This window comes from Bradyrhizobium sp. 521_C7_N1_3 (genome assembly GCF_052075975.1).
Taxonomy (GTDB): domain Bacteria; phylum Pseudomonadota; class Alphaproteobacteria; order Rhizobiales; family Xanthobacteraceae; genus Bradyrhizobium; species Bradyrhizobium japonicum.
The window spans coordinates 4743270-4764866 of the sequence record NZ_CP197232.1; the positions used below are offsets into that span (position 1 = coordinate 4743270).

General features: G+C 64.5%; 20 protein-coding genes. 11 read left to right on the top strand and 9 right to left on the bottom strand.

Features of this window, described 5'->3' with window-relative positions:
- The first annotated feature begins 31 nt into the window (after positions 1–31).
- Both AB7008_RS21795 and AB7008_RS21800 read left to right on the top strand, forming a co-directional pair.
- On the top strand, positions 32–694 hold the full coding sequence (locus AB7008_RS21795) for a response regulator transcription factor (RefSeq protein ID WP_441261229.1): 663 nt from the start codon (positions 32–34) through the stop codon (positions 692–694).
- Complete coding sequence (locus AB7008_RS21800) at positions 691–2001, top strand: ATP-binding protein (RefSeq protein ID WP_441259515.1); 1311 nt, start codon at positions 691–693, stop codon at positions 1999–2001. The genes AB7008_RS21795 and AB7008_RS21800 overlap by 4 nt, the downstream gene beginning before the upstream one ends.
- Positions 2002–2003: 2 nt before the next feature.
- Here the strand turns inward: AB7008_RS21800 and AB7008_RS21805 are convergent, their stop codons facing one another.
- Positions 2004–2900 (bottom strand): alpha/beta hydrolase family protein, encoded by an 897-nt coding sequence (locus tag AB7008_RS21805; protein WP_304493818.1) that lies wholly within the window; start codon positions 2898–2900, stop codon positions 2004–2006.
- A 182-nt stretch (positions 2901–3082) separates the two neighbouring features.
- On the opposite strand from AB7008_RS21805, the gene AB7008_RS21810 reads away from it, so the two are divergent.
- Genes AB7008_RS21810 through AB7008_RS21820 form a run of 3 tightly spaced genes read left to right on the top strand, consistent with a single transcriptional unit; the run spans position 3083 to position 6604 of the window.
- The gene (locus AB7008_RS21810; RefSeq protein WP_028159362.1) at positions 3083–4471 is read left to right on the top strand and encodes a class II 3-deoxy-7-phosphoheptulonate synthase; all 1389 of its coding nucleotides are present in this window, start codon (positions 3083–3085) and stop codon (positions 4469–4471) included.
- Between the two features lie 4 nt (positions 4472–4475).
- Positions 4476–4829 carry a diacylglycerol kinase gene (locus tag AB7008_RS21815; RefSeq protein ID WP_014496149.1) on the top strand — a complete coding sequence of 118 codons (354 nt, stop codon included), beginning with the start codon at positions 4476–4478 and terminating at the stop codon, positions 4827–4829.
- Between the two features lie 17 nt (positions 4830–4846).
- A complete protein-coding gene (locus AB7008_RS21820; protein ID WP_304493819.1) occupies positions 4847–6604 on the top strand; it encodes an NAD+ synthase in 1758 nt (585 codons plus the stop codon).
- A gap of 164 nt (positions 6605–6768) precedes the next feature.
- On the opposite strand, the gene AB7008_RS21825 is transcribed toward AB7008_RS21820, so the two are convergent.
- The 5 genes from AB7008_RS21825 to AB7008_RS21845 form a co-directional block, all read right to left on the bottom strand.
- On the bottom strand, positions 6769–7161 hold the full coding sequence (locus AB7008_RS21825; protein ID WP_212453334.1) for a cytochrome C oxidase subunit IV family protein: 393 nt from the start codon (positions 7159–7161) through the stop codon (positions 6769–6771).
- A gap of 9 nt (positions 7162–7170) precedes the next feature.
- Positions 7171–7893, bottom strand: a complete 723-nt coding sequence (locus AB7008_RS21830; RefSeq protein ID WP_014496146.1) for a heme-copper oxidase subunit III family protein — start codon at positions 7891–7893, stop codon at positions 7171–7173.
- Between the two features lie 14 nt (positions 7894–7907).
- Entirely contained in the window at positions 7908–8612 is a 705-nt protein-coding gene (locus AB7008_RS21835; RefSeq protein WP_304493820.1) for a cytochrome c oxidase subunit 3, read from the bottom strand.
- The gene (locus AB7008_RS21840; protein ID WP_038955044.1) at positions 8609–10387 is read right to left on the bottom strand and encodes a cbb3-type cytochrome c oxidase subunit I; all 1779 of its coding nucleotides are present in this window, start codon (positions 10385–10387) and stop codon (positions 8609–8611) included. Before AB7008_RS21840 ends, AB7008_RS21835 begins: the two co-directional genes overlap by 4 nt.
- A 78-nt stretch (positions 10388–10465) precedes the next feature.
- The gene (locus AB7008_RS21845; RefSeq protein WP_014496143.1) at positions 10466–11299 is read right to left on the bottom strand and encodes a cytochrome c oxidase subunit II; all 834 of its coding nucleotides are present in this window, start codon (positions 11297–11299) and stop codon (positions 10466–10468) included.
- A 527-nt stretch (positions 11300–11826) separates the two neighbouring features.
- Here AB7008_RS21845 and AB7008_RS21850 point away from each other — a divergent pair.
- Positions 11827–12735, top strand: a complete 909-nt coding sequence (locus AB7008_RS21850; RefSeq protein ID WP_028159354.1) for a DUF2189 domain-containing protein — start codon at positions 11827–11829, stop codon at positions 12733–12735.
- 49 nt (positions 12736–12784) lie between these two features.
- Here the strand turns inward: AB7008_RS21850 and AB7008_RS21855 are convergent, their stop codons facing one another.
- Together AB7008_RS21855 and AB7008_RS21860 are read right to left on the bottom strand one after the other, a co-directional pair.
- Positions 12785–13987: a DUF2865 domain-containing protein gene (locus tag AB7008_RS21855; protein ID WP_441259516.1), complete on the bottom strand. Its 1203-nt coding sequence runs from the start codon at positions 13985–13987 to the stop codon at positions 12785–12787.
- Between the two features lie 142 nt (positions 13988–14129).
- Positions 14130–14435: a hypothetical protein gene (locus AB7008_RS21860; protein WP_063983982.1), complete on the bottom strand. Its 306-nt coding sequence runs from the start codon at positions 14433–14435 to the stop codon at positions 14130–14132.
- Between the two features lie 289 nt (positions 14436–14724).
- Between AB7008_RS21860 and cysS the strand changes: the two genes are divergently transcribed.
- From cysS to AB7008_RS21880, 4 genes are all read left to right on the top strand, one after another.
- Positions 14725–16107, top strand: coding sequence for a cysteine--tRNA ligase (gene cysS / locus AB7008_RS21865; RefSeq protein WP_441259517.1), 1383 nt, complete (start codon positions 14725–14727; stop codon positions 16105–16107).
- Positions 16108–16222: 115 nt separating this feature from the next.
- Positions 16223–16714: a GNAT family N-acetyltransferase gene (locus AB7008_RS21870; protein ID WP_248882689.1), complete on the top strand. Its 492-nt coding sequence runs from the start codon at positions 16223–16225 to the stop codon at positions 16712–16714.
- On the top strand, positions 16711–18309 hold the full coding sequence (cimA, locus tag AB7008_RS21875) for a citramalate synthase (RefSeq protein WP_441259518.1): 1599 nt from the start codon (positions 16711–16713) through the stop codon (positions 18307–18309). The genes AB7008_RS21870 and cimA overlap by 4 nt, the downstream gene beginning before the upstream one ends.
- A gap of 140 nt (positions 18310–18449) precedes the next feature.
- Positions 18450–18827, top strand: a complete 378-nt coding sequence (locus tag AB7008_RS21880) for a VOC family protein (RefSeq protein WP_441259519.1) — start codon at positions 18450–18452, stop codon at positions 18825–18827.
- A 4-nt stretch (positions 18828–18831) separates the two neighbouring features.
- Here the strand turns inward: AB7008_RS21880 and AB7008_RS21885 are convergent, their stop codons facing one another.
- Positions 18832–19437: a TIGR00730 family Rossman fold protein gene (locus AB7008_RS21885; RefSeq protein ID WP_248882691.1), complete on the bottom strand. Its 606-nt coding sequence runs from the start codon at positions 19435–19437 to the stop codon at positions 18832–18834.
- Between the two features lie 201 nt (positions 19438–19638).
- Between AB7008_RS21885 and AB7008_RS21890 the strand changes: the two genes are divergently transcribed.
- A complete protein-coding gene (locus AB7008_RS21890) occupies positions 19639–21597 on the top strand; it encodes an ABCB family ABC transporter ATP-binding protein/permease (protein WP_441259520.1) in 1959 nt (652 codons plus the stop codon).

Genomic DNA, 21597 nt, shown 5'->3' on the forward strand with positions numbered 1-21597 from the left:
CGGATGGCCCGGCGGTTTCGAGGATCGAGCTTTGCGGGTTTTGCTGATCGAAGACGACAGGATGGTCGGTGCCGCCGTCGAGCAGGCGCTGAAGGATGCCGCTTACGCCGTCGACTGGGTGAGAGACGGCGAGTCCGCGCTGCTTGCCGCCTCGGCCGAGTCTTACGAGGTGCTGCTGCTCGATCTCGGCCTGCCGAACGCGGACGGTCGGGATATCCTGCGGCAGTTGCGCGCGAATGGCTGCAGGTGCCCGGTCATTATCGTCACCGCGCGGGATGGCGTCGATCACAGGATCGAAGGCCTCGATCTCGGCGCCGACGATTATCTGGTCAAGCCGTTCGAGATACGTGAATTGCTGGCGCGGATGCGGGCGGTGCTTCGCCGCGAAGGCAGCGGTGCGCCCGCTATGCTTGGCAACGGCAAGCTCAGTCTCGATCCCGCGACCCGCGAGGCTTCGCTGTGCGGCCAAACGGCCCTCCTGACCGCGCGCGAGTTCGCGCTGCTCCAGGCCTTGTTGACGCGCCCCGGCACCATCCTGTCGCGGAGCGAACTCGAGCGGCAGCTTTACGGTTGGAACGAGGAGATCGAAAGCAACGCGGTCGAATTCCTGATCCACACCATCCGAAAGAAGCTCGGTACGGAGGCGATCCGTAACGTGCGCGGGATGGGATGGATGGTGGATCGCGCACCATGATCAACTCGCTGCGCGGCCGGCTGTTCATCAGCTTGACGACGATCGTGCTGGTGACCGGCCTCATCGGAGGCGTCTTCGCACACCGGTGGGCATTCGATGAGGCGATCGAGACGCAGGACTCCGTGCTGATCCAGATCGCGGGCCTCGCTCAGAGCGGTGGCTTCACCGGAGCTCAGGACCTCCATGGGGTCGATGAAAACTCCGAAGTCTGGCTGATGGAGCTGGGCAGGGCGCCGCAAGGCACATCCGAGGAGCGCCAGTTGTGGCGGCTTCAGGATGGGATGCGCGATGCAACGCGACAGGGAAAGCCGGTTCGGGTGGTGCTGAGGACGCGATCCGACGGCAGCCGGTTTGCCGTGGCCCAAAGCACGGGGGTCAGGGATGAGATCGCAAGTGACATGGCGCTCCGCACCGTGCTTCCGATCGCAGTGCTGATCCCTTGCCTGATGCTGGTGATCGCCTTTGTCATTGCCGGATCGCTTCGGCCCATGGTCCGGCTGGCGGACGAACTCAACGCACGGCGTGCAGATGACATGACGGCCCTGCCGCTTCGCGACCTCCCAAGCGAACTGAATCCGTTCGTGTCTTCCATCAACGGCCTGTTGCAGCGCATGCACGAGATGATAGGGCAGCAGCGAAGGTTTATCGCGGACGCCGCGCACGAACTACGCACGCCGCTCACGGCGTTGAGCGTACAGGCTGAGAATCTCGATCACGTCGAACTGCCACCGGCCGCGCTCGAGCGCCTTGCAGCGCTTCGGCAGGGCATGAGTCGCAGCAAGCATCTTCTGGAGCAGTTGCTTGCGCTGGCGCAACACGACGCTGCGTCCACCGATTGCGGGCAATGGGAGGTCGTGGAGCTCGATCACGCGGCGAAGAGCGTCATCGCCGATCTCTTGCGGGAGGCGATCAGCCGCGGCGTCGATCTTGGTTTCGAACGGGCCGAGTCTGTTCCGGTGCGCGGCGAGCCGGTCATGCTCGCAGCCATGATCCGCAATCTCCTCGATAACGCGCTCCGTTTCACGCCGGCGGGCGGCAGGATCGATGTGGCGATTTACCGGGACGGCGCCATGGCCGTGCTTCGGGTCGAGGACAATGGACCGGGCGTGTCCCCCGACGAGATCGGCCGGATATTCGAGCCGTTCTTCCGTGGGCAGCGGCCGGAAGGCGAGGGCGTCGGTCTGGGCCTCTCGATCGTCAAGCGGATTGTCGATCGACTTGGGGGAACGATCGACGCCGCGAACATAACGGAGGGCGAACGACGCGGATTGCGGATCGTCATCAAGCTGCCCGCGGCGGCCGCGTAATGTCACTCCCCCTGGATCCATTCCGCCACGCCGCGCCACAGCGTGTCGCGGTGCTCGGGGCGGAAGAAGCCGAAATGGCCGATCGCCTTGGCGCCGACGTCGGACGGCTTGACCCTCAGCACCTCCGGCTTGATCGCGGAGAAGCCGCTCGCGAGCAGCTCGACCGCGGGCCGCGTCGCCCAGGGATCGTCGGAGAAGCAGAGCGCGCGCAGCTCGCCCTTGAACTTTGCGAAGTTCTCCAGCGCCGGCAATTTGGAGTCGAACAGATAGCGCGGGCTGGAGACCCAGTCGGCCCATTGCAGGAAGACGCCCTTGGGCAGATCCTCGCCGATGCCGGCCCAGGCCGGCGCGTAGCCGAGCGCGTGGACGAGCGGCACACCGACGAAATTCATGAAGGCGTAGACGCGATATTTTTCCGGCGACGCCATCAGCCGCCAGGTCGCGGCCTGCGAGGCCACGAACGCGGCGCGTGAAATGTCGCCGTTGTTTTCGATCAGTCCCAGCGCCTGGCCGCCGAAGGAGTGGCCGACATAGGCGAGCGGCAGGGTGGTGTAGCGCTCGCGCATCCAGCGCACCGCGGCGGTGACGTCCTGCGCGGCCCAGTCCGACATCGAGGCCCTGAATCCGACCAGCGATTTCCGCTGGTTGTAGCCGACCATCGCCGGCTGCCGGGAATCGCCGATGCCGCGATAATCGTAGGTCAGGACCGCGCAGCCGCGATGGGCGAGGTAGGAGGCAAAGCCGCGATAGATCTTTCGCGGGACGGCGGTGGCGGAGTTGATCAGCACGGCATGGCGCTTGGTGCCGCGCGGCAGGAACAGGGTGCCGGCCAGCGGATACCCGTCCGTCGCCGGGAAGGTGATCTCGTCGATGAAAACGTCGTCGCGCGCCGTGTCCATGGGCAGCCAATGTCCTGCCGGTTTCCTTGCCGACCCTCAGCAAATGCGAATTCGGCTTTCGCCGCAAGGGTTTGCAGTGCGAAATGGATTTACAACTGGCGGCGGGGGACCGGGCTGTGTATAAGGCGGCCCTCGCAACCCACAGATCAGGTTGTGCTTTTTTACTTCACGGAGAGATTGTGATGTCCGAGCGGTGGACGCCCGAGTCCTGGCGCAGCAAGCCGGTGCTACAGGTGCCCGATTATCCCGACGCCAAGGCCTTGGCCGACGTCGAGGCGCAGCTTGCGACCTTTCCGCCGCTGGTGTTCGCGGGCGAGGCGCGCAATCTGAAGAAGTCGCTGGCCCGCGTTGCGGCCGGCGAGGCCTTCCTGCTCCAGGGCGGCGATTGCGCCGAGAGCTTTGCCGAGCACGGCGCCAACAACATCCGCGATTTCTTCCGCGTGCTGCTCCAGATGGCGGTCGTGCTGACCTATGCCGGCGCGGTGCCGGTGGTGAAGGTTGGCCGCATCGCCGGCCAGTTCGCAAAACCGCGGTCGTCGCCAACCGAGAAGATGAACGGCGTCGAGCTGCCGAGCTATCGCGGCGACATCGTCAACGACATCGCCTTCACCAAGGAAGCGCGCGTGCCGGATCCGCAGCGCCAGCTGATGGCCTATCGCCAGTCGGCCGCGACGCTGAACCTGCTCCGTGCGTTCGCGACCGGTGGTTACGCCAATCTCGGCAGCGTGCATGAGTGGATGCTCGGCTTCCTCAAGGATAGCCCGCAGTCCCGCCGCTATAAGGAGCTGGCCGACCGCATCTCGGACGCGCTCAATTTCATGCGCGCCTGTGGCCTCGATCTCGAGGCCCATCCCGAGCTGCGCTCCACCGATTTCTACACCAGCCACGAGGCACTGCTGCTCGGCTACGAGCAGGCCATGACCCGCGTCGATTCCACCACCGGCGACTGGTACGCGACCTCGGGCCACATGATCTGGATCGGCGACCGCACCCGCCAGCTCGATCACGGCCATGTCGAATATTTCCGCGGCATCAAGAACCCGATCGGCCTGAAGTGCGGCCCGTCGCTCAAGCCCGACGAGCTCTTGAAGCTGATCGACGTGCTCAACCCCGACAACGAGCCGGGCCGGCTGACGCTCATCAACCGCTTCGGCTCCGACAAGGTCGCCGACCATCTGCCGGGACTGATCCGCGCCGTGAAGCGCGAGGGCAGGGTTGTGGTCTGGTCGTGCGATCCCATGCACGGCAACACCATCACCTCGACGTCGGGCTACAAGACGCGCCCGTTCGACCGCGTCCTGTCGGAGGTGAAGTCGTTCTTCACCATCCACGCGGCGGAAGGCACCCACGCCGGCGGCGTGCATCTGGAGATGACCGGCCAGGACGTCACCGAGTGCATCGGCGGCGCCCGCGCGATCACCGACGAGGATCTCAACGACCGCTACCACACGGTCTGCGATCCCCGCCTCAATGCCGAGCAATCGATCGACATGGCTTTCCTGATCGCGGAGCTCCTCAAGCAGGAACGCGCGGGCAAGGCCAGGCCGATGCCGGTCGCCGCGGGGCTCTGACACCTTGCTGCGGATCTGGAAGGCGACGATCAACTCACGCAACGGTCTGGCCTTCGCGTTCCGGTCGGAGCAGGCCGTTCGCGAGGAGATCTTTGCGCTCATTCTGTCGGTGCCGCTGGCGTGGTTCGTCGCCGCGACGGCGCTGCGGGCGGTCGAGCTGGTCTGTTCGGTTGCGTTCGTGCTGACGGTCGAGCTGCTCAACACCGCGATCGAGAAGCTTGCCGACCGGCTGACCATGGATCACGACAAGCAGATCGGCCGGGTCAAGGACATGGGCTCGGCCGCGGTCGGCGTTGCGCTGCTGATGGCCGGCGCGTTCTGGATCATCGCCATCGTCGAGCGACTGGGGTTCCTCTGAAGCGGAGTGCGGCGGCCATGACCGAACGTCTCAACGTATTCGCGGTCACGCTCGCCCAGCTCAACCCGACCATGGGCGACATCGAGGGCAATGCCGCGAAGGTTCGTGCCGCGCGCGCGCAAGCCAGGTCCGATGGCGCCGATCTCGTGCTGTTTCCGGAATTGTTCATCGCCGGCTACCCGCCGGAAGATCTGGTGCAGAAGCCGGCGTTCCAGGACGCCTGCCGCGCCGCGATCGAGGCGCTCGCGCGCGAGACCGCCGATGGCGGCCCGGCGCTGCTGGTCGGCACACCCTGGGTCGAGGACGGCAGGCTCCATAATGCCTGCGCGCTGCTCGATGGCGGAAAAATCGCCGCCTTGCGCTTCAAGTGCAACCTGCCGAATTACGGCGTGTTCGACGAAAAGCGGCTGTTTTCGCGCGGCCCTGCCGCAGGTCCCGTGACCGTGCGCGGCGTGCGCATCGGCGTGCCGATCTGCGAGGACATCTGGCTGGAGGAGTCCGAGGATTACGAGAACGTGGTCGAGACGCTGGCCGAGACCGGCGCCGAGATCATCCTGGTGCCGAACGGCTCGCCCTACGCCCGCGACAAGAGCGACGTGCGCCTGTCGGTCGCCGTGGCGCGTGTCACCGAGAGCGGGCTGCCGCTGGTCTATCTCAACCAGGTTTGCGGCCAGGACGAGCTGGTGTTCGACGGCGCGTCCTTTGCGCTCAACGGCGATCTCTCGCTCGCGGCGCAATTGCCGGCGTTCGAGGAGAGCGTCACCACATTGCGCTTCACCAGGAACGGCGACGACTGGCGCTGCGCGGGGCCGCTTGCCGCGCAGCCCGAGGGCGACCACGCCGACTACGCGGCCTGCGTGCTGGGCTTGCGCGACTATGTCGCCAAGAACGGATTTCCCGGCGTGCTGCTCGGCATTTCCGGCGGCATCGACTCCGCTCTCTGCGCGGCGATCGCGGTCGATGCGCTCGGTGCCGACCAGGTGCATGGCGTGATGCTGCCTTATCGCTACACCGCGGCGAGCTCGATCGCGGACGCGGGCGAGCTCGCCGGGCATCTCGGAATCCGCTACGAGGTGCTGCCGATCGCTGAAGCCGTGACCGGCTTCGAGACCATCCTGTCCGGCATCTTCAAGAATCTGCCGCCCGATATCACCGAGGAAAACCTGCAGGCCCGCACCCGCGGCACGCTGCTGATGGCGATCTCCAACAAGACCGGGCTGATGGTGGTGACGACCGGCAACAAGTCGGAAATGTCGGTCGGCTACGCAACGCTCTATGGCGACATGAACGGCGGCTTCAATCCGATCAAGGACATCTACAAGACGCAGGTGTTTCGGCTGGCCGCGCTGCGCAACCACTGGAAGCCCGACGGCGCGCTCGGACCTGCGGGCGAGGTGATTCCGCCCGATATCATCACGCGCCCGCCGACGGCGGAGCTGCGCGAGAACCAGACCGACCAGGACTCGCTGCCGCCTTATGACGTGCTCGACGCCATCCTGGAGCGTCTGATCGAGCGCGAGGAGCCGCTCGACAAGATCATCGCCGCCGGCTTCGACCGCGAGACGGTCACCCGCATCGATCATCTGCTCAACGTCGCCGAGTACAAGCGCCGCCAGGCCGCGCCGGGCGTGAAGGTGACGGCCAGGAATTTCGGCCGCGACCGCCGCTATCCCATCACCAACCGCTTTCGCGACAAGGGCGAGCCGTTGCCCGCGGCGGACGAGACGCTGGTCTCGCGCGGCAGCACGGCGTCGATCGACGCGTTCGAGGGCTGATGCGAACCGCGCGGCGGGGCAGGCGACGGCGCCCCACCGCTGTCATCATCCGCGAAGGCGGATGATCCAGTACTCCGTGGCGGGCATTGTAGGAACCGACTGCTGACAAAGGTTGCTGGATGCCCCGCCTTCGCGGGGCATGATAGCGCGAACTCAGCTTGCTGCTACGACGGCACTGCGAAGAACATTACCCGAAGCAAGTGCGTGTATTCGGATTCGAGCACCATGATGGTTACAAACACCATGACCGCGATCGGCGGCAGCAGGATGGCATAGGCGAGGGCGAGCCGCTCCCAGGCCATGTGCATGAAGACGGCGACGATCAGGCCGGCCTTCAACACCATGAACACCAGGATCAGCGACCACCTCAGATAGCCGTGCAGGCCAAAGTAGTCGACGAGGTAGGAGCACGTGCTGAGGACGAACAGCCAGCCCCAGACCACGAGGTAGAGCTTGATCGGGTGCTGTTGCCCCTTGGCATGCACGGCTGCTGTTGCGACTGCGCCGTGCGCCGGAGCGTGGAGCTGGCCTTCCATGTGTACCGTCGCGTTTGTCATGCGCCGACCTCACCAAAGATAGAACAATGCAAAGATGAACACCCACACGAGATCGACGAAGTGCCAGTACAGGCCCATGATCTCGACGATCTCGTAATAGCCCTTGCGGCTCGTGAAGAAGCCGCGCCTCTCGACGTCGAAGTCGCCGCGCAAGACCTTCCGCGCAATGGCGATCAGGAAGATCACGCCGATCGTCACGTGGGTGCCGTGGAAGCCGGTGATCATGAAGAAGCTTGCACCAAACTGCGGCGCACCCCATGGATTGCCCCAGGGCCGGACGCCCTCCATGATCAGCTTGGTCCATTCGAAGGCCTGCATTCCGACGAAGGTTGCGCCGAAGGCCGCCGTGACCAGCATCAAGGCCGCGGTTCTGGCGCGATCGCGCCGGTAGCCGAAATTGACGGCCATCGCCATCGTGCCGCTGCTGCTGATCAGGATAAAGGTCATGATGGCGATCAGGATCAGGGGGATGTGGTTGCCCCCGATATTGAGCGCGAAGACCTCGCTGGGATTCGGCCACGGCACGGTCGTGGACATGCGCGCCGTCATGTAGGAGAGCAGGAAGCAACTGAAGATGAAGGTGTCGCTGAGGAGGAAGATCCACATCATGGCCTTGCCCCAGGACACGTTCTTGAAGGCGCGCTGATCGGACGCCCAGTCGGCGGCGATGCCGCGCCAGCCTTCAAGCCGCGCAGGCGATTGACCCGAATGTGTCAGCACGGTCTCAGCCATCTGGTCTCGCCTCCCTAGCTCAGCAATTGACGGCAGATGTTGACGAAATCGTCGGTCCAGCCCGTGAGAAGACCGAGCAGGACAAGCCAGACCAGCAGCAGGAAGTGCCAGTAGATGGTGCACAGCTCCACGCTCAAGCGCATGTCGGCGATCTCGGCGCCGCGCCACACCTTGGCCGAGGTTCGCCCGAGGGCGACCAGGCCACCCGTCAGATGCAGCCCGTGCACCGCGGTCAACAGGTAGAAGAAGGAATTCGCCGGATTGGACGCCACGAAATATCCGGCAGCCCCGAGCCGCTGCCAGGCCAGGAGCTGTCCGGCGAGGAAGATCACGGCAGATGCTCCGCCGGCGAGCAGACCGATCTTGACGCTCTCGGTATCGTGTCGCCCGGCAGCCACGTACGACCATTGCAGCGCGACACTGCTCAGTACCAGGACGCCTGTGTTGACCCACAGCAGCCGCGGGACGGGGAGCGGGCGCCAGTCCACCACGCTCATGCGCATCGAGTAGGCGCTGATGAAGAGGACGAATAATGCGCTCGCGACGGCGAGAAACACGCCAAGTCCGACCTTCGCTGCCGGCCAGGTCACGCTATCGCCGCCGGGGAAGTCACCGACCGAGCCTTCCTCCAGCCAGGGCTTGGCCGTCAGCCGCTGCTGCGACAGCCACCATCCGGCGATCACCGCAAGCGCAGCCAGGAACAGGATGATGGCGCTCACGAAGCAGCTCCCTGAACGAGCTGCGTCGCGCGTGGCGGCTGGTTCTGCGGAATGAAGTCCTCGGCAGCGCCGGGCACACTGTAGTCATAGGCCCAGCGGTACACGACCGGGAGCTCCTTGCCCCAGTTGCCGTGCCCCGGGGGCGTCTCCGGCGTCTGCCACTCCAGCGTCGTCGCTCGCCACGGATTGCCGCCTGAGGCCTCACCCTTGAACAGGCTCCAGGCAAGATTGAACAGGAACACCATCTGGCTGAAGCCGACGGCCAAGGCCACCACGGAGATGAAGGCATTCAGTGAATGGGCCGAGGACGGGATGAACGACGTGTCGCCGAGTTCGAAATACCGGCGCGGGACCCCGAGCAGTCCAAGATAGTGCATGGGGAAGAAGATCAGGTAGGCGCCGAGGAAGGTGACCCAGAAGTGAAACTTGCCGAGGACGTCGTTCAGCATCCGTCCCGTGACCTTGGGGTACCAATGATAGATCGCGCCCAGCACGACCATGATCGGTGCCACGCCCATCACCATGTGGAAATGCGCGACCACGAACATGGTGTCCGAGAGGGGCACGTCCACCACGACGTTGCCGAGGAAGAGGCCGGTGAGGCCGCCATTCACGAAGGTGATGATGAAGCCGAGGGCGAACAGCATCGGCACCCTGAGATGAATGTCGCCGCGCCACAGCGTCAGCACCCAGTTGTAGACCTTGATCGCGGTGGGGATTGCGATGATGAGCGTCGTGGTCGCGAAGAAGTACCCGAATTGCGGGAACATGCCGCTCACATACATGTGGTGCGCCCACACGACGAAGCTGAGCGCACCAATCCCAACGATCGCCCAGACCATCATGCGATAACCGAAGATGTTCTTGCGCGCATGCGTGCTGATCAGATCGGAGACGATGCCGAAGGCGGGCAGGGCGACGATGTAGACCTCGGGGTGGCCGAAGAACCAGAACAGGTGCTGGAAGAGCAGCGGGCTGCCGCCGCCATATTTCGACAGCTGTCCCATCTCGACGAGGGAGGGCATGAAGAAGCTGGTTCCCAGGAGACGGTCGAGCAGCAGCATGACCGAGGCAACGAAGAGTGCGGGGAATGCCAGCAACGCCATGACGGTCGCCGTGAAAATGCCCCACACCGTCAGGGGCAGGCGCATCAACGTCATGCCGCGGGTGCGCGCTTGCAGCACCGTGACCACGTAATTCAAGCCGCCCATGGTGAAGCCGATGATGAACAGGATCAGGGACGACATCATGAGAATGATGCCCCAATCCTGCCCCGGCGTTCCGGAGAGGATCGCTTGCGGCGGGTAGAGCGTCCAGCCGGCGCCGGTGGGGCCGCCGGGCACGAAGAATGTCGAGGCCAGCACCAGGACTGCGAGCAGGTAGACCCAGTAGCTCAGCATGTTCACATAGGGAAAGACCATGTCCCGGGCGCCGACCATCAGCGGGATCAGGTAGTTGCCGAAGCCGCCGAGGAACAATGCGGTGAGCAGATAGATCACCATGATCATGCCGTGCATGGTGATGAACTGGAGGTACTGGTTGGCATCGATGAAAGAGAAGGTGCCGGGGAATCCCAGTTGCAGTCGCATCAGCCACGACAGCACCAGGGCCACCAGCCCGATGGCCGAGGCCGTCAGCGAATACTGAATGGCGATCACCTTGGCGTCCTGCGAGAAGACATACCGTGTCCACCAGCTCCTTGGATGATAGAGCTCGACATCAGGCACTTCGGCAGGCGGGATGCCTGCGATCCCTTCATATGGAATATCGACCATAGAAACCTCCTCGGTCGTTTCCATCGGGGGTGAGGCGTTGGCCTCGTGCACCCGATCCATCTTCGCAGCGGCAGCCTGCTACCTGCCGCCGGATTGGTACGTCGCCCTCACGACAGCTCTTGCCGGCGACAATTCGGCAAACGTCTTTTGTTGCTCCAGCCAGGCGTGATATTCACGCTCTTCGTCGACGATGACCTTGGCCCGCATCTGATAATGAGCAGCGCCACAGAGCTCCGCACATAGAACATCGAACGTTCCGGTTCGGATCGGCGTTATCCAGAAATAGGTCACCATGCCAGGGACCATGTCCATCTTCGCGCGGAATTCGGGCACGTAGAAATCGTGCAGGACATCAACCGAGCGGAGGAGAACCTTGACCGGCTTGCCCATCTGAAGGTGCAGGTCGCCGTTCTCGATCACGACGTCGTCCTGGGCGTGTGGGTCGTCACGATTGAGTCCCATCGGATTGTCGGAAGCGATGTTGCGGACATCGGATGTGCCCAGCCGCCCATCCTTGCCCGGAAGGCGGAAGCTCCATTGCCATTGCTGGCCCATGACCTCGACCTCGGTGGCATCCGCAGGCACCGTCACGAACTGGTGCCAGACCACGAGACCAGGCGCCAGCATGGCCGCCACGCCGACGCCAGTCCCGACGCTCAGCCACCATTCGAGCCTTTTGTTTTCCGGATTGTAGTCGGCCCGTCTTCCCTCCTTGTGGTGGAAGCGGAAGACGCAATAGGCCATGAAGGCGATGACCGCGACGAAAACGAAGCCCGTGATCCAGAACGTGATGTTGATGGTGTGGTCGATATAGGCCCAGTTCGTGGCGATCGGCGTCCACCACCACGGGCTGTAGAGGTGAAACAGCACCGAGCCGATCGCGACCAGAAGCAGTATCAGTGCGACAACCATCCTGATCCATCCTTGCCATCGAAGGCTACGGATACGAATCCAGGGCGGAGCTCATGTCTGTCGCGATGGCTGGCCTTTCTTGGCTGACATCTATGCCATCGCCGGCCTGTTGCCTCGCCCATTCAACCGGTCGCGATATTCAAGAGGAAGACCGCGACCGCTGGGGGCGTCCAGGCATTTAAAATGATCCCCCGCGCACGCGGCGTCAATAGCATGTCAACACGCTTACGCGGCGTGGGCGATCGATGTTGCCGCGCAAGCTGGCGAGCCTCGGTCGCTCGATGTGATGCATCGCACAAAATATGCGACGCACAATTCACCCAGCCGGGAGCGCTGGTCATTCCAGATCGCGCGCGCTAAGCTCAGGGCGCAGGTCGCGACGGGTTTCGTCCGGCTAAGCTCCTTCCTCGTTGAGCCTGGAACTGCCGTACTCGGCTCGATCGCGTCTCCCGCACATAAGGGCGGATACGCGCAGCCGGAAAGCGCGCCGTTTGCCGCCGCGACTTTCAGCAGAGGAGGGTGTGTCCATGGCCACTCTTTATTCCGACAACATCGTAAAGCGGCACCTGTTCGGCGAGGCGGCCTCCTATCCCATTCGCAAGATCGGCTGGTCCGACCTGACCGAGGCGCTGCGCCTGGGCTGGGAGGATTTCCAGGCGATGCCGAGCCACGCGATCGTCGTGTGCGTGATCTATCCCGTTCTCGGTCTCGTCCTGTTCAGGATGGTTCTCGGCTATTCGGTGCTGCCGTTGCTGTTTCCGCTGGCTGCCGGTTTTGCCTTGATCGGCCCTTTTGCCGCGATCGGTCTCTATGAACTCAGCCGGCGTCGCGAGCGCGGCGAGGAGGTCGATGCATGGGATGCGATCAAGGTGCTGCGCGCACCGTCGTTCGGCGCGATGGTCGAACTCGGCGTGCTCCTGCTGGTCCTGTTCGGGGCCTGGATCGGTGTCGCGAACGCGATCTATGTCACGATCTTCGGTCACGCGGCGGCCGCAAGCATTCCCGACTTCGCAACGCGCGTGCTGACGACACCGGAAGGCTGGTCGCTCATCATCGTCGGCTGCGGTGTCGGCTTCCTGTTTGCGGTCGTGGCCTTGTGCGTCAGCGTCGTATCGTTTCCGTTGATGCTCGACCGGCATGCGACCGCGATCGACGCGATCCGCACGTCGCTCCGCGCGGTGGCGGCGAATCCGGTTGCGATGGCCGGATGGGGCGTCATCGTCGCGGCACTGCTCGTGATCGGCTCGTTGCCGTTCTTCGTCGGTCTCGCCGTCGTCCTGCCGGTGCTCGGTCACGCCACCTGGCACCTCTATCGGCGGGTGGTCGAGCCGAATCCGAATCCACCGGACGAGCCGCCGCCGCCCCCGAAGGGAAAGCGCTACGCAGCGGACTTTCCGGCCAATCTCTTCCCGTGGAGCCGCGAGGGTGAGCATTAACCGCGAAACGGCCGCACCTGGCGGCCGCCTTCGCATGACGGGTTAGGGCCTATTTCTGCTGCTGCGGCAGGAACGTCGGGCCGACCGAGCGGATCGGCTTGTTCTCCGACGAATTGGCGGCCGTGCCGGTCTCCGCAGGCGCGGCCGCAGCCGGTGCGCTGGCCGTCGTAGGCGCGGGGGCCGCGCCCTTCTTGGCATTGGCAGGCGTGCCCTTGTTGAGCCGCTGCTGCTGCATCTTCTTGGCGCTCTCCTCGGTGACGATGATGTCACCCTGCTGCTCGGCCGCCGCCTTGTCGTCGGCGGATTTCAGCGCGTCGGCCCAGGTCTGGCCCGCGGCCTTGCAGGAGCAGGACGGGTTGAACTCGCTGCGGAATTTGAACGCGGTCGGCAGCGCCGTGTAGGGCTGGCCGCTGATGGAGACCGCGGAGTTCATGTCCTCGCCGGGATTGCGATGGGTGTAGAGCACGGCTTCCGCGGCCGGGCACAGCGCCTTGCAGGTCTTCTCGTCGTCGGGGAAGCGCGCCGGCACGGTGGCAAACGAGACCGGGAAATAGGCGCCGTCGCAGGTGCGCACGCACACGGTGCGGTAGGTGCCGGATTGCGGCCCGAGATCGGCGGGCGGCACGCCTTGCGGATTGTTGGGGTTGTTGGGGTTGTTGCCACCGAACAGATTGTTCAGGAAGTTGCCGCCGCCTTGCGATTGCGCGGCGTTGGCATATTGCGGGCCGCAATTGTTCTGCGCCAGCGCCGCCAGCACCGAGCGGCGCTGGTTGTCGCGCTCCGGGCTGAAGCCGCCGGGACCGCCGCCGCGCAGGCGTTCGAGATTGCCGGTGATCTGGTCCAGATTGGCGCGCATCTGCTGGATCTGGGTGTTGACCGGGCCGCATTGCGCCGACTGGCCGTTGAACAACGAGAAGAAGCCGGAGGAATCGCAGCCCATGCGCTTGGCCTGCATGGTGACGCGGTCGAGCTCGGCCTGCTGCTTGGCCTGGGAATCCTGATAGCGGCGGATCTGGTCTTCGCGCGCGGGGTCGCCACCACCGCCGCCACGATCGAGCGCGGCGAGCTGGCCTTCCAGCCGCACGCACATCGGATTTGGTCCAAGCCCGTTCTGGCCGGGCTGAGGCGGCGGGCCGGGCGGGCCGGCTTGCGCGAAAGCGCCGTTGGCGAGCACGACCGTGCTCAGAAGCACGGTGCAGGCAAGGATGGAGCGAGCACGGGAGAGAGACAAAAATTCAGGCATATCCGCCATTCTAGCGAGGTCACGGCCCCAAGTGACTTCCAATGCGATTTTGGGGGCCGACGCGCGCCCTCCAATAGCCGCTTCCTGCGGCATCGTCACGTCGTTTCAGGGGCCGAAAACTGGTCCTAAGGTCCGCCAGCTCCGAGGGAATTCAGCGCTGGCAGGTGATTGCGACATATTCGTCGCAGTGGCCATGGGAGCAGTTTGCGCCGGTTTTGGGGACAGAGCCGGTAATTTCGTCGGGATCGACCCGGCGATAGGCCGAGGCCTGGGCAAAATCGCGTGACTGGCAATAGGTGCGCGCGACCTGTGCGCCGCATTTCTCGCCCTTGGCGAGGCACTGGTCGACACCGTAGCCGTCCGCCTGGTTGGCGATGATGAAGACGCGGGTCTCGGCGAGCGCGCTGGATGCCGCGATGATGGAGGCACAAGAGACGAGCGCGAGCAGGGATCGCATGGGTGCACCGGGGCTTTAGGGAACCGCCGGGTTCCAAGTAGACTCAAAAGGTTAAGGATGATGAACCATCAAGGCGGGGCGGCCGCGCTTTGCGGAGATAAAACGGCGTTTTCGCGGCTCTCTTGACGCGGGGGCGCCTGATAGCCCATATGTGACCGCATGTACGGTCTCCTCGCCATTTGTGGCATTTGCCGCGAGATTACGAGCTAGCGATTCGCTGGCTGGAGCCGTCTTTTCTCAAAAGCATTGAGAGCACTGGACGCCCGGCCAACAGCCGACGGGTATCCATATGGAATTGCGCCTTTACGATACGCTGAGCCGGGACAAGCGCACCTTCGTGCCGCTCGATGCAAAGAACGTCCGCATGTATGTCTGCGGACCGACCGTCTACGACTTCGCCCATATCGGCAATGCGCGGCCCGTGATCGTGTTCGACGTGCTGTTTCGGCTGCTGCGCCATCTCTATGGCGAGGCGCACGTGACGTATGTCCGCAACATCACCGACGTCGACGACAAGATCAACGACCGCGCCGCGCGCGACTTTCCAGGGCTCCCGCTCAACGAGGCGATCCGCAAGGTCACCGAGCAGACCGGCAAGCAGTTTCACGCCGACGTCGACGCGCTCGGCGCGCTTCGGCCGAGCGTCGAGCCGCGCGCGACCGAGCATATCGGCGAGATGCGCGAGATCATCGAAAGGCTCATCAAGGGCGGCTTTGCCTATGCTGCCGAGGACCATGTGCTGTTCTCGCCGCAGGCGATGAACGCGGCCAATTCCGGCCTGCCGCGCTATGGCGCGCTGTCCAATCGCTCGCTGGACGAGATGGTCGCCGGCGCCCGCGTCGACGTCGCGCCCTACAAGAAGGACAATACCGACTTCGTGCTGTGGAAGCCGTCCAAGCCTGGCGAGCCGTCATGGCCGTCGCCGGCCGGGATCACCGCGCAGGGACGCCCGGGCTGGCACATCGAGTGCTCGGCCATGGCCTGGAAGCATCTCGGCGAATATTTCGACATCCACGGCGGCGGTATCGACCTCGTGTTTCCGCATCACGAGAACGAGGTCGCGCAGACCTGCTGCGCCTTCCACCAGCAGCGCATGGCGAACTACTGGATGCACAACGGCTTCCTCCAGGTCGAAAGTGAGAAGATGTCGAAGTCGCTCGGCAACTTCGTCACCATCCACGAGTTGCTCGCGGACTGGCCGGGCGAGGCGCTGCGCCTGAACATGCTGAAGACGCATTACCGCTCGCCGATCGACTGGACCCTGAAGTCGCTGGAGGAGAGCGCCAGGACGCTCGACGACTGGTATCGCGTCGCGGCCGACGTCGAACCCGGCCAGCCGGCTGCATCCGTCGTCGAACCGATGCTCGACGACCTCAACACGCCGCTGGCGATCGCGGCGCTGCATGGCCTGCGTGGCAGCGATGTGAGCGCGCTGGCGGGCTCGTTGCGCCTGCTCGGCTTCCTCTCCGAAAGCGCTGCGCAGTGGGAAGGGCGCAAGCAGCAGGCCAGCGGGGTCGATGCCAAGGAAGTCGAACGCCTGATCTCGGAGCGGACGGCCGCCCGTGGCCGCAAGGACTTCAAAGAATCCGACCGCATTCGCGATCTGCTTGCCGCGATGGGCGTTGCGATCAAGGACTCCAAGGACGGTACGACCTGGGAGGTCGCGCGATGAAGCGGCCCGACACGCCTTTTCCAGGGCACTGGCTCTATTACATCGCGCTGAAGATCCTGCTGCTCGCGGCCGCCGTGGCGTTGGCGCTGAAACTCTATGGGATGTGGTGAAGACGATGGGACAGACTTTGCCAAAACCCGGCCTGCGGCCGTTCCTGCCTGATGACGTGCCGGTCCTCGCCGCGATCTTCGCGGCAAGCATCGAGGAACTGACCGGCGAAGACTACAACGAGGCGCAGCAGCAGGCCTGGATGGAGGCGGCGGAAACCGAGGAGTTCGGCAAGCGGCTCGCTGCGGACCTGACGCTGGTCGCGACGCTGGAGGGCTCGCCCGTCGGCTTCGCCTCGCTGCGCGGGGCCGATCACATCCGCATGCTCTATGTGCATCCCGCCGTGACCGGTCAGGGCATCGCGACCATGCTGGTGGACGCGCTGGAGAAGCTCGCCGGCGGCCGCGGCGCAACCAGCCTGTCGGTCGATGCCAGCGACACCGCGCAGAACTTCTTCGCCAAGCGCGGCTATGTCGCCATGCAGCGTAACAGCATCACCATCAACGATGAGTGGCTCGCCAACACCACGATGAAGAAGACGCTCGGAGCCGCGCAATGAGCAAGGAGCGTCTCTATCTGTTCGACACCACGCTGCGCGACGGGGCGCAGACCAACGGCGTCGATTTCACCCTGACGGACAAGCAGGTCATCGCGGCGATGCTCGACGATCTCGGCATCGACTATGTCGAGGGCGGCTATCCCGGCGCCAATCCGACCGACACCGAGTTCTTCGGCACCAAGCCCAAGCTCAAGCATGCGCGCTTCACGGCCTTCGGCATGACGCGCCGGGCAGGGCGCTCGGTCTCCAACGATCCCGGCGTGGCCGGGCTCCTCGAAGCGAAGGCCGATGCGATCTGCTTCGTGGCGAAGTCATCCGCCTATCAGGTGCGCGTCGCGCTGGAGACGACGAAGGAAGAAAATCTGGCGTCGATCCGCGACAGCGTCACGGCGGCGAAGGCCGCGGGCCGCGAGGTCATGCTCGACTGCGAGCACTTCTTCGACGGCTACAAGGAGGATTCAACCTTCGCGCTCGCCTGCGCCAAGGCCGCCTATGAGGCCGGCGCGCGCTGGGTGGTGCTGTGCGACACCAACGGCGGCACCATGCCGAACGAGATCGAGGCCATCGTCACCGAAGTGACGAAGCACATCCCGGGCGACCATGTCGGCATCCATGCCCATAACGACACCGAGCAGGCCGTGGCCAATTCGCTCGCCGCGGTGCGCGCCGGCGCGCGGCAGATCCAGGGCACCTTGAACGGCCTTGGCGAGCGCTGCGGCAACGCCAATCTGTGCTCGCTGATCCCGACGCTGAAGCTCAAGAAGGAGTTTTCCGACGCCTTCGAGATCAGCGTCACGCCCGAAAAGCTCGCTACTCTCGTCAAGGTTTCGCGCACGCTCGACGACATGCTCAACCGCGTGCCGAACCGGCATGCGGCCTATGTCGGCGAGAGTGCCTTCGTCACCAAGACCGGCATTCATGCTTCCGCCGTGCTGAAGGACCCGCAGACGTATGAGCACGTGCTGCCCGAGTTGGTGGGCAATCACCGCAAGGTGCTGGTGTCCGACCAGGCCGGACGCTCCAACGTCATCGCGGAGCTGGACCGGGCCGGCATCGCCTACGAGAAGAGCGATCCCAAGCTGACGCGGCTGGTCGAGGAATTGAAAGAGCGTGAGGCTGCCGGCTACGCCTATGAATCCGCCAACGCCTCGTTCGATCTGCTGGCGCGGCGAACGCTCGGCAAGGTGCCGCATTATTTCGAGGTCGAGCAGTTCGACGTCAACGTCGAGCAGCGCTACAATTCGCACGGCGAGCGCGTCACCGTCGCGCTTGCGGTGGTCAAGGTCGACGTCGCCGGCGAGCGCTTGATCTCGGCCGCCGAAGGCAACGGCCCCGTCAACGCGCTCGACGTCGCGCTGCGCAAGGACCTCGGCAAGTACCAGAAGTACATCGAGGGCCTGACGCTGATCGACTACCGCGTCCGTATCCTCAACGGCGGCACCGGCGCGGTCACGCGCGTGCTGATCGAGAGCGAGGACGAGAACGGCGATCGCTGGACCACGGTTGGCGTGTCTCCGAACATCATCGACGCCTCGTTCCAGGCGCTGATGGATTCGGTGATCTACAAGCTGGTGAAGTCGGGGGCGCCGGCGTAGTTCCTGGTACAACTGTCATACCCCGCGAAGGCGGGGTATCCAGTACGCCGCAGCGTCTCGGTTCAATCACCGGCGTCACGGAGTACTGGATCGCCCGGTCAAGCCGGGCGATGACAGTTGGGGTAGGGAGAGAGCAGGCCATGATCGACCACATCTCCGTCGGTGTGAGCAACCTCGAACGCTCCGCAAAATTCTACGAGACCACGCTCGCCGCGCTCGGCCTCACGCGCCTCGTCACGCGGCCGCGGACAATCGGCTTCGGCAAGGCCTATCCCGAGTTCTGGATCAATCTACGCGAGGGAATGCCGCGCGTGGCACCGGAGAGCGGGGTGCACATCTGCCTGCGGGCGAAGACGACGGCCGAGGTCGATGCGTTTCACGCCGCGGCGTTGTCCGCCGGCGGTGCGTCCGACGGCGCGCCGGGCATCCGTCCGCATGACCGCGTGCGCTACTACGCGGCCTTCGTGACCGATCCCGATGGCAACCGGATCGAGGCGGTGACGTTTCCGGCGGAGTAAGGCGCTAGAGCTTGCGCGCCACTTCCGGGGCGAGCTGCGTTTCAGATTCGGCGATCTGTGCCGCTGCCGCCTTCAGCTTCGGCAGAATATCCTCGACGCGATCGGCCTTGAGGATGTCGACCGAAAGGCCGGCGCGGATGAACTCGGTCTGGCGCATGTGTGACAGCAGCGAGAACAGCGGCTCCCAGAAATTGTCGAAGTTGGCGAGCAGCACCGGCTTGGCGTGACGGCCGAGCTGTTTCCAGGTCAACTGCTCCACCAGCTCTTCGAGCGTGCCGACGCCGCCCGGCAGTGCCACAAAGGCGTCGGAGCGCTCGAACATCAGCCGCTTGCGCTCGTGCATGTCGGGGGTGACGATCATCTCCTGCACGCGCGTCAGCGCGTTCTCGCGCTTGCGGAGGAATTCGGGAATGATGCCGGTGACGGTGCCGCCGTGATCGAGCACGGAGGTCGCGACCGAGCCCATCAGGCCGAGCGAGCCGCCGCCATAGACCAGGCGGATGTTGCTCTCGGCGAGGGCCTTGCCGAACGCCTTGGCGCCTTCGGTGAAGCTGGGATTGGTTCCTGGGCCGGAGCCGCAATAGACACAGACAGTTTTGATCGTGCTCATTGGTGCCATGATGCATTGCAGCGAAGGGGCGTCAAGCCCAATCGGTGATTCGGATCCCCCGGAAATCTACCGGTAAATGGCGACAAACAATCAAAGATTCGCCATCTGGCGGGGTGCGCTGCCATCCGGAAGGCTTTATATGACGGGCGAAAATCGCAATTCGTAACGCTGCCCGCACCCGGCGGGCTTTCAGGCTTCTTGATGGACCAACCTCAATCGTTCGACGGCGCAGACGTTCCCGATCCTCCCGCAGGCGGACCGCTGGAGCGGGCCACGCTGATGGGCACGCTGGCGCATCTGTGGCCCTATATCTGGCCGGGCGACCGTTTCGACCTGAAGATGCGGGTGGTCTGGTCGATGGTGCTGCTGCTCGCCGCCAAGCTGATCACGCTGACCGTGCCGTTCAGCTTCAAATGGGCGACGGATGCGCTGACCGGCGCCAACACCGCGCCGGTGCAGCCCGACAACTGGCACCTCTGGGTGATCGCTTCGCCATTGCTGCTGACCGCAAGCTATGGCGTGACGCGCATCCTGATGGCTGTGCTGACGCAATGGCGCGACGGCATCTTCGCTCGCGTCGCCATGCATGCGGTGCGCAAGCTCGCCACCATCACCTTCATCCACATGCACGAGCTGTCGCTGCGCTTTCACCTCGAGCGCAAGACCGGCGGCCTGACGCGCGTGCTCGAGCGCGGCCGCGAGGGCATCGAGGTCATCGTGCGCATGGTGATCCTGCAGCTGATCCCGACCATCGTCGAGGTCACGCTGCTGCTGGCGGTGCTGCTGTGGCAGTTCGACTGGCGCTACGTGGTGGCGACGCTGATCACGGTCGCGGTCTACATGTACTACACCTACATCGCGACCGAGTGGCGGATCGGCATCCGCCGCAAGATGAACGATTCCGACACCGAGGCGAACACCAAGGCGATCGACTCGCTGCTCAACTACGAGACCGTGAAATATTTCAGCGCGGAGACGCGCGAGGCGCAGCGTTACGACAAGTCGGTCGCGCGCTACGAGGAGTCGAGCGTTCAGGCCTATACCTCGCTCGCGGTGCTCAACACCGGCCAGGCCGTGATCTTCACGCTCGGGCTGACCGCGACCATGCTGATGTGCGCGATCGGCGTGCGCAACGGCACCAACACGGTCGGCGATTTCGTGCTGGTCAATGCCATGATGATCCAGCTCTACCAGCCGCTGAATTTCATGGGCATGGTCTATCGCGAGATCAAGCAGGCCATCATCGACATCGAGAAGATGTTCAACGTGCTCGGACGCGAGGCCGAGATCAAGGACATGCCCGATGCGCAGCCGCTGGTGGTCTCGGCCGGCAATCTGCGTTTCGAGGACGTGCGCTTCGCCTATGAGCCGACGCGGCCGATCCTCAAGGGCATCAGCTTCGAGGTGCCGGCCGGCAAGACGGTCGCGATCGTGGGCCCGTCGGGGGCGGGCAAGTCGACCATCTCGCGTCTGTTGTTCCGCCTCTACGATGTCTCCGGCGGCAAGATCCTGATCGACGGCCAGGACATTCGCGAGGTCACGCAGGCCAGCTTGCGCACCTCGATCGGCATGGTGCCGCAGGATACGGTGCTGTTCAACGATACCATCCGCTACAACATCCGCTACGGCCGCTGGGATGCCGATGATGCCGAGGTCGAAGAAGCGGCGCGGCTGGCGCAGATCGACCATTTCATCCGCATGGCGCCGATGGGTTACGAGACCCAGGTCGGCGAGCGCGGCTTGAAGCTGTCCGGCGGCGAGAAGCAGCGCGTCGCCATCGCGCGCACCGTGCTCAAGGCGCCGCCGATCCTGGTGCTGGACGAGGCGACCTCGGCGCTCGACACCCACACCGAGCACGAGATCCAGGGCGCGCTCGACCGCGTGGCGAAGAACCGCACCTCGCTGGTGATCGCGCACCGGCTTTCCACCATCGTCGGCGCCGACGAGATCATCGTGCTGGACCAGGGCCGGATCGCCGAGCGGGGCACCCACGCCAAGCTGCTCGCGCAGGGCGGCCTCTATGCCAGCATGTGGAACAGGCAGCGCGAGGCCGAAGCGGCACGCGAGAAACTGGCCCAGATGGCGGATTCCAGCGAGGCGCCCAACCGGGAGCCGCCGCCGGTCGACGACGCCCTCGCGACGTCAGCGGCCGCGGAGTGA

What these genes read in the sequence shown, in the direction of transcription:
- cysS (WP_441259517.1), top strand. Translation starts at nt 14,725, where the DNA reads ATGGAATTGCGCCTTTACGATACGCTGAGCCGGGACAAGCGCACCTTC.
- AB7008_RS21855 (WP_441259516.1), bottom strand. Translation starts at nt 13,987, where the DNA reads ATGGCGGATATGCCTGAATTTTTGTCTCTCTCCCGTGCTCGCTCCATC.
- AB7008_RS21845 (WP_014496143.1), bottom strand. Translation starts at nt 11,299, where the DNA reads ATGGTTGTCGCACTGATACTGCTTCTGGTCGCGATCGGCTCGGTGCTG.
- AB7008_RS21890 (WP_441259520.1), top strand. Translation starts at nt 19,639, where the DNA reads ATGGACCAACCTCAATCGTTCGACGGCGCAGACGTTCCCGATCCTCCC.
- AB7008_RS21840 (WP_038955044.1), bottom strand. Translation starts at nt 10,387, where the DNA reads ATGGTCGATATTCCATATGAAGGGATCGCAGGCATCCCGCCTGCCGAA.
- AB7008_RS21800 (WP_441259515.1), top strand. Translation starts at nt 691, where the DNA reads ATGATCAACTCGCTGCGCGGCCGGCTGTTCATCAGCTTGACGACGATC.
- AB7008_RS21830 (WP_014496146.1), bottom strand. Translation starts at nt 7,893, where the DNA reads ATGGCTGAGACCGTGCTGACACATTCGGGTCAATCGCCTGCGCGGCTT.
- cimA (WP_441259518.1), top strand. Translation starts at nt 16,711, where the DNA reads ATGAGCAAGGAGCGTCTCTATCTGTTCGACACCACGCTGCGCGACGGG.
- AB7008_RS21825 (WP_212453334.1), bottom strand. Translation starts at nt 7,161, where the DNA reads ATGACAAACGCGACGGTACACATGGAAGGCCAGCTCCACGCTCCGGCG.
- AB7008_RS21810 (WP_028159362.1), top strand. Translation starts at nt 3,083, where the DNA reads ATGTCCGAGCGGTGGACGCCCGAGTCCTGGCGCAGCAAGCCGGTGCTA.
- AB7008_RS21860 (WP_063983982.1), bottom strand. Translation starts at nt 14,435, where the DNA reads ATGCGATCCCTGCTCGCGCTCGTCTCTTGTGCCTCCATCATCGCGGCA.
- AB7008_RS21870 (WP_248882689.1), top strand. Translation starts at nt 16,223, where the DNA reads ATGGGACAGACTTTGCCAAAACCCGGCCTGCGGCCGTTCCTGCCTGAT.
- AB7008_RS21880 (WP_441259519.1), top strand. Translation starts at nt 18,450, where the DNA reads ATGATCGACCACATCTCCGTCGGTGTGAGCAACCTCGAACGCTCCGCA.
- AB7008_RS21820 (WP_304493819.1), top strand. Translation starts at nt 4,847, where the DNA reads ATGACCGAACGTCTCAACGTATTCGCGGTCACGCTCGCCCAGCTCAAC.
- AB7008_RS21850 (WP_028159354.1), top strand. Translation starts at nt 11,827, where the DNA reads ATGGCCACTCTTTATTCCGACAACATCGTAAAGCGGCACCTGTTCGGC.
- AB7008_RS21805 (WP_304493818.1), bottom strand. Translation starts at nt 2,900, where the DNA reads ATGGACACGGCGCGCGACGACGTTTTCATCGACGAGATCACCTTCCCG.
- AB7008_RS21885 (WP_248882691.1), bottom strand. Translation starts at nt 19,437, where the DNA reads ATGAGCACGATCAAAACTGTCTGTGTCTATTGCGGCTCCGGCCCAGGA.